The organism is Hydrogenophaga sp. (assembly GCF_051007235.1).
Lineage (GTDB): Bacteria > Pseudomonadota > Gammaproteobacteria > Burkholderiales > Burkholderiaceae_C > Hydrogenophaga.
Genome location: NZ_JBPCSJ010000214.1, coordinates 1 through 6,890 on the forward strand (window position 1 = coordinate 1; position 6,890 = coordinate 6,890).

The 6,890-nt window shown below is 71.4% G+C and carries 7 protein-coding genes and 1 pseudogene; 3 read left to right on the forward strand and 5 right to left on the reverse strand.

All coding sequences use genetic code 11. The features are described from left to right. From ACR2JA_RS07765 to ACR2JA_RS07785, 5 genes and pseudogenes are all read right to left on the reverse strand, one after another. Positions 1-502 (reverse strand): annotated as a pseudogene (locus ACR2JA_RS07765) (Tim44 domain-containing protein); the annotation flags it as partial. A gap of 105 nt (positions 503-607) precedes the next feature. After that, entirely contained in the window at positions 608-1,828 is a 1,221-nt protein-coding gene (locus ACR2JA_RS07770; protein WP_434008523.1) for an AMP-binding enzyme, read from the reverse strand. Continuing rightward, the gene (locus ACR2JA_RS07775; protein ID WP_434008524.1) at positions 1,825-2,265 is read right to left on the reverse strand and encodes a hypothetical protein; all 441 of its coding nucleotides are present in this window, start codon (positions 2,263-2,265) and stop codon (positions 1,825-1,827) included. Before ACR2JA_RS07775 ends, ACR2JA_RS07770 begins: the two co-directional genes overlap by 4 nt. Further along, positions 2,262-2,651 (reverse strand): PAS domain-containing protein, encoded by a 390-nt coding sequence (locus ACR2JA_RS07780; RefSeq protein ID WP_434008525.1) that lies wholly within the window; start codon positions 2,649-2,651, stop codon positions 2,262-2,264. Before ACR2JA_RS07780 ends, ACR2JA_RS07775 begins: the two co-directional genes overlap by 4 nt. Beyond that, entirely contained in the window at positions 2,648-4,141 is a 1,494-nt protein-coding gene (locus tag ACR2JA_RS07785; protein ID WP_434008526.1) for an ATP-binding protein, read from the reverse strand. The genes ACR2JA_RS07780 and ACR2JA_RS07785 overlap by 4 nt, the downstream gene beginning before the upstream one ends. A gap of 132 nt (positions 4,142-4,273) precedes the next feature. Here ACR2JA_RS07785 and ACR2JA_RS07790 point away from each other — a divergent pair, with 132 nt between their 5' ends. The 3 genes from ACR2JA_RS07790 to ACR2JA_RS07800 form a co-directional block, all read left to right on the forward strand. Beyond that, positions 4,274-4,951, forward strand: coding sequence for a TetR/AcrR family transcriptional regulator (locus ACR2JA_RS07790; RefSeq protein ID WP_434008527.1), 678 nt, complete (start codon positions 4,274-4,276; stop codon positions 4,949-4,951). Beyond that, positions 4,948-5,838, forward strand: coding sequence for an SDR family oxidoreductase (locus tag ACR2JA_RS07795; protein WP_434008528.1), 891 nt, complete (start codon positions 4,948-4,950; stop codon positions 5,836-5,838). The genes ACR2JA_RS07790 and ACR2JA_RS07795 overlap by 4 nt, the downstream gene beginning before the upstream one ends. A 56-nt stretch (positions 5,839-5,894) precedes the next feature. Continuing rightward, positions 5,895-6,890, forward strand: a 996-nt coding sequence (locus ACR2JA_RS07800; RefSeq protein WP_434008529.1) for an acyl-CoA carboxylase subunit beta, incomplete at its 3' end; no start/stop codon positions are given.

Consider the following 6,890-nt stretch of genomic DNA (forward strand, 5'->3'; position numbering starts at 1 on the left):
CCTGTCCGAACGAGGGCTGCGCCGGCTGCGTGGGCGGCATGCGGAAGGTGTTGTTCTGCTGACCGGCAGCGGCGCCGCCACCCTGGCCGGCACCCGCGTTCGCACCGGCGTAGGCCACGCCACCGCCTTGCTGGGCGGCCTTCTTGCGCATGATGAAGCCGATGACGGCGAGCACCGCCATGACCAGCAAACCGATCATCAGCATGTTGGCCAGCTCTTCACCGAAGCCCAGGTGCGAGGCCAGCGCGGCCAGGCCCAGGCCCGCGGCCAGGCCGGCGACGGGGCCCATCCAGCTGCGCTTGGGGGCGGCCGCGGCCGCGCCAGCGGCACCGGCGGCGGCCGGGGTCGCGCTCGGCGTGGCGTCGGGGGCCTTGGCCGGCGTGGCCTGGCGTTGCATGCCCAGGGATTTGCCGCCGCCGATGCGCTTGGCCTCGGCGTCGAAGTGGGCGGTGCCCAGGCCGAGGGTCATGACCACGGCCAGGAGGGAAAGCAGTTTTTTCATTGAAGGTCTCCGGAAAAATGAAAGACGACACATCCTAGTCGCCGTCTAAATTCCGAAAAACCAGATTTTCAATGATCAACAATCCCTAAAAACGGGATTTTTCGATCAGTGGTGCGCGGGCAGCGGCCAGTCGCGCGCCTTGCCTTCGGCGGTGACCGGCAGCGCCGGCCCGATCGCGATGTGGGCCGGGCGGGCTGGCGCCGGCAGGCGCTCGGCCGCCCACTGGCGCAGGTGCTCGGCCAGCGGGCCGGGGTCTGCTTCCGGCCAGGGCACCACGTAAGCTTTCAGGCGTGGCTGACCGCCAAAGTCGTGCAGGCGCACCGCCACGTCCTTCACGTCCGGGTGGCCCCGCAGCAGCGCGCGCACGGCGCCGGGGAAGACGTTGACGCCGCCCACCTGCACCGCGCCGTCGCGGCGCTCGCCGGGCCAGAACTGCCGGCTGCCCGCCCAGCGCAGCGCGTCCGGTGCGGCAGCGTGCGAGCGGTCACCGCCGGCGTGTTCGCGCACCAGGGTGTCGCCGTGGTCGTCGCGTTGCCAGAACGGGTGCAGGCCAAACGGCTGCCCGGGCTGGTCGCGCCAGCCCACGCCTGCGGTTTCGCTGCTGCCGTACACCTGCACCAGGCGGGGCAGCCCCTGCCGCGCCAGCGCCCGTGCGAGTTCGTCCGGGCAGGGGGCGGTGGAGGTCACGCCGGTCACGCCGTCCGGCCAGGCCACGTCCTGCGACGCGACCAGGCGCCACCAGTCGGGAAAGCCCAGCACCAGATCGCCCGGGCGCAGCTGCGCCCCCAGCACCAGGGGCGCGCGGCCGTGCAGCGACAGGAAGGGCAGGTCCGGCCGGCCCGTGGCCCAGGGCAGCAGCACGCCGAACAGGTGGCCGTAGATGTGGTGGCAGGGCACGGCCGAGACGATGCGTTGCACCTCGCCCAGCGCCGTGCCCATGGCCTGCATTTCCTGCACCAGATCGGCCAGCCGGTGGGTGTGCCAGCGGGGCTCGCCGGTGCTGCCCGAGCTGCGGTAGCGCATGCGGTCGGGCTGTCGGTCCAGGCAACCGGCCGCGATCTGGGCCCAGTGGCTGGGGGTGGGGTTGTCAAACAGGGCGTCGGCGGCCTCGGCGTCGGGCAGGTCCACCGCTGCGCCCAGCGCGACGGCCAGCGCCATCAGTTCCAGTGAATCGGCGCCCAGCTCGTGCAGCCAGTGCCGCCCGGGCGCCCACAGGTCTTGCGCAGCGGCCCATCCGCCGGGGCGCAGCCGCGCCATCTCGGCGCGCAGCACGCCGTCCAGAAAACGCTGCAGCAGGGCCGGATGCCGCCACCACGGGGTGTTCACCGCTGCCAACCCTTGCGCAGGCGTTCCAGCCGCACGGCGTTCGACTCTTCGGTCACCACCACCATCAGGCTGTGCGGATCGGACGGCAGCATGAGCGCGCTGAACGCCAGTGCCAGCGGCCGCCGCTCGTCCGGTCCTTCGGGCAGGTTCACGCGGTAGTGTTCGAACACGGGGCCGTGGCTGCCCTTGAACACGTGCAGCAGGGTGCGCAGGTCCGGCGACACCGGGTCCAGCATGTCCAGCAGGTTGGGTTCCCCGGGGCCAAAGCCCAGGTGGCTCAGCAGCTGGGCCGCGGCCGGGTTCATCATGAGGATGTGGCCGTCCGGCCGCATGCGCAGCAGGCCCACCGGCGCCAGGTGCAGGAATTCCAGCAGGGCGCGGGCGTCCAGCGTGTCGTCCGCCACCGGCAGGCCGTCCGGCGTGGGGGCGTGGCTCACGCCTTGCTCCCGCTGCGCTGGACCAGCACGTAGCGGGTCCCGGCGTCGTGCCGGGCCAGCAGGCGCAGGCGCACCGGCGTGGGCCGCATGCGGAAGGTCAGCACCCAGGGCAGCACCTCGTCCAGCGCGGGTGCGGCCGGGTCTTCGAAGCGGCCCGCCACCAGGTAGTTGTTCATGCAGGGCGCCAGCTCGATGAAGACGTGCTGGCCGATCACCTGCGCCGCATCGAAGGCGGCGGCCTGGGCCTCGGTGCGGTTGTAGTGCACGACGCGGCCCGCGGCGTCGAAGCCGATCACGCCGAACGGCAAGGCGTCCAGCTGCTCCGCGGTCAGCGGCAACAGGGTTTCGAAGAGGCCGGCGTCGTCAAAGGCGGGGAGGGTGGTCATGGTGCGGCTTTCTCGGTGGTGGCGGGCGCAGCGGCGGCCGCTTCGGCCGGCTGCAGGAACAGGGTGAACGTGGTGCCTTCGCCCAGGCGGCTGGCCACGGCGATGCGGCCGCCCATGCGGTCGACCATTTCTTTGACGATGCACAGGCCCAGCCCGGTGCCCGGGATGGGCCCACCCGGGTTGGCGCGGAAGAAGCGGGTGAACAGCCGGGCCTGGTCCTGCTCGGACAGTCCCAGGCCCTGGTCGCTGACCGAGAGGCGGCACAGGCCGTCGGCGTCGGCCGCCTGCACGCGGCAGGTGATGGTGCCGCCGTCGGGCGAATACTTGACCGCGTTGGACAGCAGGTTGATGAGCACCTGCTCCAGCCGCGCGCCGTGGCCCAGCACCCGCACCGGTTCGCGCGGCAGCGCCAGCTGCAGGCAGTGCTTCTGGCCGGGCAGTTCGATCACATCGGCCGCCTGCCGCACCACGGGCAGCAGGTCCACCGCCGACAGGGCAAAGGCTTCGCCGCCCCGCTCGTCCAGCTGCGCCAGGTCCAGCAGATCGTCCAGCATGCCGCTCAGCCGCAGCGACTGCTTGAGCACCGTCTCCAGCAAGGGGCGCGATTCTTCGGCGCTGTAGCGGCGCATCAGCAGCAGTTCGGTGAAGCCGCGGATGCTGCCCAGCGGCGTGCGCAGCTCGTGCGCGGCGGTGGCCAGGAAATGGTCGCGCGTGGCCTGCTGCGCGCGCTGCTCCGTCACGTCGCGCAGCAGGACCAGCCGCTGTCCTGTGAGCGTGCCCAGGGGCGAGGCCGAGACCTCGATCACCCGGTGCTGCGGCGCGTGCAGTTCCCACAGGGTTTTGTCGGGCGGCGTGGGCCACGCCAGCCGGGCGGTGCTGGCGTTCCCGTCCTGCGCGATGCGGTCGGTCAGGGCCGCCGTGTCCAGGCCCAGGGCCTCGTCGGCCGCCAGGCCCAGCAGGTCGGTGCAGGCCGGGCTGAACAGCTGCACGCGGTCCTGGTCGTCCAGCGCGATCAGGCCCAGCGGGTGGGCGCCGATGGCGCGTTCCAGCCCGACCGCGCGCACCTGGGCCGCTTCTTCGGCTTCGCGTTCGAGCGTCACGTCGGTCTGCAGCGCAAAAAAATGCGTCACGGCGCCGGTGACCGTGTCGCGCACCGGGCTCAGTTCGACCCGGTTCCAGAACAGCGAGCCGTCGCGCCGGTAGTTGCGCACCACCACGATAGCGTCCTCGCCGCGGGCAATGGCTTCGCGCAGCCGCCGCACGCCGGCCTGCTCGCGCTCCTGGCCTTGCAGGAAGTTGCAGCTGCGCCCCAGCACCTCGGCGAACGGGTAACCGGTCAGGCGGGTGAAGCCGCCGTTCACGTAGACGATGGGGTTGCCCGGCTGCGTCGCGTCGGAGACCACCACGCCATTGACCGTCTGCTCCAGCGCCCGGCGCACGATGGCCTGGAGGTGGGCAGGGATGTCGGGGTCGGGAACGTGGGCGGTCATGGGGCAGGGTTGAAGGGCCTGCGTCGTTTTCGGCAGCTCTGGCGGCGGCTTGAGCGGCGCGTGACCAGCGGTCCTTAATTTCACAGAGCAAGTGCTTGCCAAAAATAGGCCGGACTGCTAAGGTCCGGCCGCATGAGCCAGACCGCCACCGACACGTCACCGGCCCCCCCGGAGGCCGAACCGCGCCGCACCCGGGGCCGCCCCCGCAAGACCGCCGACGAACGCGACGACGGCAACCGCCGCCAGGAACTGCTGCGCGCCGCGGCCCGCCTGTTCCGTCAGCAGGGCTTTGCCGCCACCAGCACGCGCGACATCGCCACCGCCGCCGGCATGCGCTCGGGCTCGCCGTTCTACCACTTTGAGAACAAGGAATCGCTGCTCGCGGCCGTGATGCTCGAAGGCATGCAGCGCGCCACCGGCCGCCAGGCCGGCGCCATGCAGGCGGCCGCCGCGCCGGGCACCGCGCTGAGCGCGCGCGACTGCCTGCGCGTGCTGGTGCGCAGCCACCTGGAGGTGCTGCTGGGCACCGACAGCGACTTCATCCCGGTCATGCTGTACGAGTGGCGCTCGCTGTCCGAGGTGCAGCGCCAGGCCGTCAACGAACTGCGGCGCGAGTACGAAGCCGTCTGGGTGCCGGTGCTGCAGGCCCTGCACGACCGGGGCGAACTGCAGGGCAACACCAGCCTGGCCCGGCTGATGATCTTTGGCGCGCTCAACTGGGCGGTGCAGTGGTACGACCCGGGTCGCAAGGCCTCGCTCGACGATCTGGCCGAAGCGGCGCTGCAACTGTTTTTGAAAGAGCGCGCATGAACAAACGGTTTGGCTCCGTATTCCGCGACGGCCTGTTTGCCGGTCGGGTGGTCATGGTGACCGGCGGCGGCTCGGGTATCGGCCGCTGCACGGCACATGAACTGGCGCGCCTGGGCGCCCAGGTGGTGCTGGTCGGCCGCAACCTGGACAAGCTGCAGACCACAGCCGCCGAGATCGCACACGACGGCGGGCAGGCGAGCCTCCACGTCTGCGACATCCGCAGTGAAGAGGGTGTCAAGTCCATGGTGGCCAACGCGGTGCAGGCGCACGGTCGCATCGACGGCCTGGTCAACAACGCGGGCGGCCAGTACATCACCCCGCTGGAAAAGATCAGCGCCAAGGGCTGGCAAGCGGTGATCGACACCAACCTCACCGGCGGTTTCCTGGTGGCGCGCGAGTGCTACCTGCAGAGCATGGCGGCGCACGGCGGGGCCATCGTCAACATCGTGGCCGACATGTGGGGTTCCATGCCCGGCATGGGCCACAGCGGCGCCGCGCGCGCGGGCATGGTCAGCTTCACCGAAACCGCGGCCCTGGAGTGGGCCAAAAGCGGCGTGCGCGTGAACGCGGTCGCGCCGGGCTACATCGCCTCCAGCGGCATGGACCACTACCCGCCCGAGGCCGGGCCGATGCTGCGCGAGATGCGCACCACCGTGCCGCTGGGGCGGTTCGGCAACGAGGCCGAGACCTCGGCCGCCATCGTCTTCCTGCTCTCACCCGCGGCCAGCTTCGTCAGCGGCACGGTGCTGCGGGTGGACGGCGCACGGCCCCAGGTGCGCATGGGCTGGGGCCAGGTGGCGGCGAGCGCCGAGGTGCAGCAGCGCGACGCGGTCCAACCCTTCGACGGCTTCCACCGCGCGGTCACGCCCAATGTGTTCCAGTCTTGAGTTTTGATTCGTCTTTCAACCCACACAGCCCGCAGGCCGCGCAGCGCCGCGCCGCCATGCTGGCGCGCATCGCCCAGCTGCGCTCGCTGGAAGAGCGTGCCGCGCAGGCCTCGGCGAAATCGGCGCCGGTGTTCCACAAGCGTGGCCAGCTGCTGCCGCGCGAACGCATCGGCCTGCTGCTGGACCCGGGCGCGCCCTGGCTGCCGCTGTGTTCGCTGGCCGGCTTTCTGCAGGACACGAAGGACCCCGACAAGTCGGTGCCCGGCGGCGGCATGCTGACCGGCATCGGCTTCATCGGCGGCGTGCGCTGCATGGTGGTGGCCAGCGACTCGGGCATCGAGGCCGGCGCCATCCAGCCGCGCGGGCTGGAGAAGATCCTGCGCGTGCAGGAGATCGCGCTGGAAAACCGGCTGCCCTTCGTGCACCTGGTCGAGAGCGCGGGCGCGAACCTGATGAAGTACCAGGTCGAAGGCTTCGTGCTCGGCGGCGGCCTGTTCCGCAACCTCGCGCGCCTCTCGGCCGCGGGCCTGCCCGTCATCACGGTGCAGCACGGCTCGGGCACGGCCGGGGGCGCCTACATGCCCGGTCTGTCGGACGGGGTGATCATGGTGCGCGGCCGTTCGCGCGCCTTCCTGGCCGGGCCGCCGTTGCTCATGGCCGCGACCGGTGAGGTGGCGACCGAAGAAGAACTGGGCGGCGCCGAGATGCACACCACGGTCTCAGGGCTGGGCGAGCACCTGGCCGAAGACGACCGTGAGGCGCTGGGCCTGGCGCGCGACATCGTGGCGCGCACCGGCTGGCAGCTGCCGCCACGGGCCCCCGCACCGGCGCTGCGGTTCGACGCCGACGACCTGCTGGCCTTGATGCCCCCGCACCACCGCGAACCGGTCGACATGCGCGAGGTCATGGCCCGCATCACCGACGGGTCCGACATCCTCGAATTCAAGGCGCTCTACGGCGCCGCCACGGTCTGCGCGCAGGCGCACATCGGCGGCCACGCGGTGGGCCTCATCAGCAACAACGGCCCGATCGACGTGGCCGGTGCCAACAAG